At 74.8% G+C, this 2,716-nt stretch carries 1 protein-coding gene; it reads right to left on the minus strand.

Annotated features, from left to right (window positions below):
- Window positions 1-125: 125 nt before the first annotated feature.
- Window positions 126-2,716, minus strand: a 2,591-nt coding sequence (cydC, locus tag AB0I53_RS11390) for a thiol reductant ABC exporter subunit CydC (protein WP_358600101.1), incomplete at its 5' end; no start/stop codon positions are given.

Genomic DNA, 2,716 nt, shown 5'->3' on the forward strand with positions numbered 1-2,716 from the left:
CAAATCGGTACCGGTCCACGATGATGTTCCCGGATGATACCGTTTATCAGTTGGGCTGCTATCGCGACCCAAAGTACTCACGGCCCCGTGACCAGCGGAAACATTGACCCGCGAAGCTCGTGCGGTCACGGGAGGGCGCCTTCGCGCTCGGCCTCGCGAACGACCGCGATCTCGCCCGCCTCGACGCGCAGGACGATGTCCGCGTGTTCGGTCTCCGACCAGCGGTGCGTCACGTGGATGACGGTGCGGTCGTGCAGCGCGTGGCGCAGGCGGGCGAGCAGCTCCTCCGCGGTCGGCACGTCCAGGTGCGCGGTCGGCTCGTCGAGCAGCACCAGCTCCGCGTCCGCGGCCAGCAGCGCTCGCGCCAGCGCGAGGCGCTGCGCCTCGCCGCCGGACATCGCCGTGCCGCCGCTGCCGACCACGGCGTCCAGCCGCTCGTCCCAGCCCGGCAGCCCCGCCACCCGGAGCGCCTCGCCGAGCTCGCGGTCGTCCGCCTTCGGCGCGGCGAGCCGCAGGTTCTCCCGGATCGTCGTCGACACCAGCTGAGGCTCCTGCGGGCACCACGCGACCTTCCGCGGCGCTTGCACGTCGCCCCGCTCCGCATCCAGGAATCCCAGCAGCAGAGCCAAGAGCGTCGACTTCCCGCCGCCGGAAGGCCCGACCACCGCGACGTGCGCCCCGGCAGGCGCGCGCAAATCCGCGCCCCGCAAGGCCATTCCGTCCGAACCCGGCCATCGGACATCGACGCCGACCAGCTCGACGCCGCCGGAACGCGCATCAGCGGCGGGAATCCCGCTCACACCAACGGATTCGGCGCCGCTTGCCGGGGTTCCCGCGCTACCGCCCGAGCCGACCGCCAGCAGCGGCGCTAGACGCGCTTGCGCTGCGCGCAGCGACTTCCACTGCTGCGCAGCGGGCGGCAGCAACGCGACGGCTTCCGCCGCTGCGAGCGGCACCAGGCCGAGCAGCGGCGCCAGCTCCGGCGCCAACCGGCCTTCGGCCACCGCCGCCGCCCCGAACCAGGCTCCGCCGAGCACCGCGATCCCGACGAGGAGCGTGTTCACGGCCGTTGCGGCGCCCGCGCCGAAGGCGGCGCGGCGGGCGCGGGCGGCCAGCCGCTCGTCGGCGGCGGCCAGCTCGGCGCGGCGCTCCTTGTGCGCGCCGAAGGCAAGCAGCTCCGCAGAACCGTCGAGCAGCGCGAGGACGCGAGCCGCAACGCGGCGCCGCCCTTCCGCCACGGCAGCGGTCGCGCGGCGCTCCGCAGCGAGCGCCGCGAGCGGGCTGGCGACGAAAGCAACGAGCAGCGCAGCTGCGAGCACCGCACCCGCTTCCGGGAGCACCAGCGTTTGGAGCACCACCGCAGCAACCACGACGACCGCCGCGACCAGCGGCGGGAGGATCACGCGCGGCTCCAGGTCGCGGACGGAGTCGACATCGTCGACGAGACGCGCGACGCCCTCGCCGCGGCGGAGCCCGGCGGTGCGCACCGGCCCGAGTCGCACGAGGGCATCCCACAGCTGCCGCCGGAGACGGCCGGAGAGCCGGAAGGCGGCGTCATGCGTGACGAGCCGCTCCGCGTAGCGGAGCACCGCGCGCGACAGCGCGAAGGTGCGCACGCCCACGACCGCGACGGAGAGCGTGAGGATCGGCGGCTGCTGCGAAGCGCGGGCGATCAGCCAGGCCGACGTCGCGGTCAGCGCGAGGCCGGAGAGCAGCGAGAGCGCGCCGAGGCCGACGCCGAGGAGCGTTCGCGGCGTGATCAGGTCGCGGATGCGACCGGTCGCCGCCGGCAGGTCGGGCGGCGCGGTTGCGGTGGCCGCGGTGGCAGCTTCCGGTTCGGCCGCGGCCGCCTCCGGGCGGTGGCTGGCGAGCACGACCGTCGTGCCCGCTTCGGCGGCGCGGCGGATGGCCTCGTTGACCTGGTGGGCCGTCGCGGTGTCCAGGTGTGCGGTCGGCTCGTCGAGCAGCAGGATCTTCGCGTCGCCGCGCAGCCTCAGCAGGGCGCGGGCCACCGCCACCCGTTGACGCTCCCCTGTGGACAGTTCATCGATGCGGCGGTCGCGGAGGTGGGCGGCGGCCGCTGCGGAGAGCGCTTCGCCGGTGTGCACCGCCAGGTCGGGTTGGTCGGCGGTGTGCACCGCCAGGTCGGGTTGGTCGGCGGTGGCGACGGCGAGTTCGTCGACGACCGTGCCGCCGGTAAAGGTCGGGCGCTGCGGCACCCAGGCGATGCGGCGCCGCCACTCGGCCGGGTCGAGCTCGGCGATGTCCACGCCGTCGCAGGTGATCGTGCCGCTTTCCGGGGCGGCGAAGCCGAGCAGCACCGACATCGTCGTCGACTTGCCGCTGCCGCTCGGCCCGATCCCGTCGAAGCCCTCCAGCCGCACGATCTCGCCGGGCCGCGCCACGAAGCTCAGGCCATCCGGCGCGAACCCGTCCCGCCGCCGCACCCGCAACCCGGCCACCCGCACCGTCACCGGGCCACCGGCGCGAACAGGCCGCTGTTCGCTCGAACCCGGCCGCTCAAGAGCGAACCCTAGCGGCGCGGAGGTGGCGGTCGCGTCATCGGCACTGCCGCCGCTGACGATCTCGTCGACTCGGCGGACGGCTTCGACGCCGTCCTCGCTGGCGTGGTGCGCTGCGCCGGCCGCGCGCAGCGGCAGGTAGCACTCCGGCGCGAGGACCAGCACCAGCAGGCCCGTCGCCAGGTCGAGGTCGC

It is taken from the genome of Saccharopolyspora sp. NPDC050389, from assembly GCF_040655595.1.
GTDB lineage: Bacteria > Actinomycetota > Actinomycetes > Mycobacteriales > Pseudonocardiaceae > Saccharopolyspora.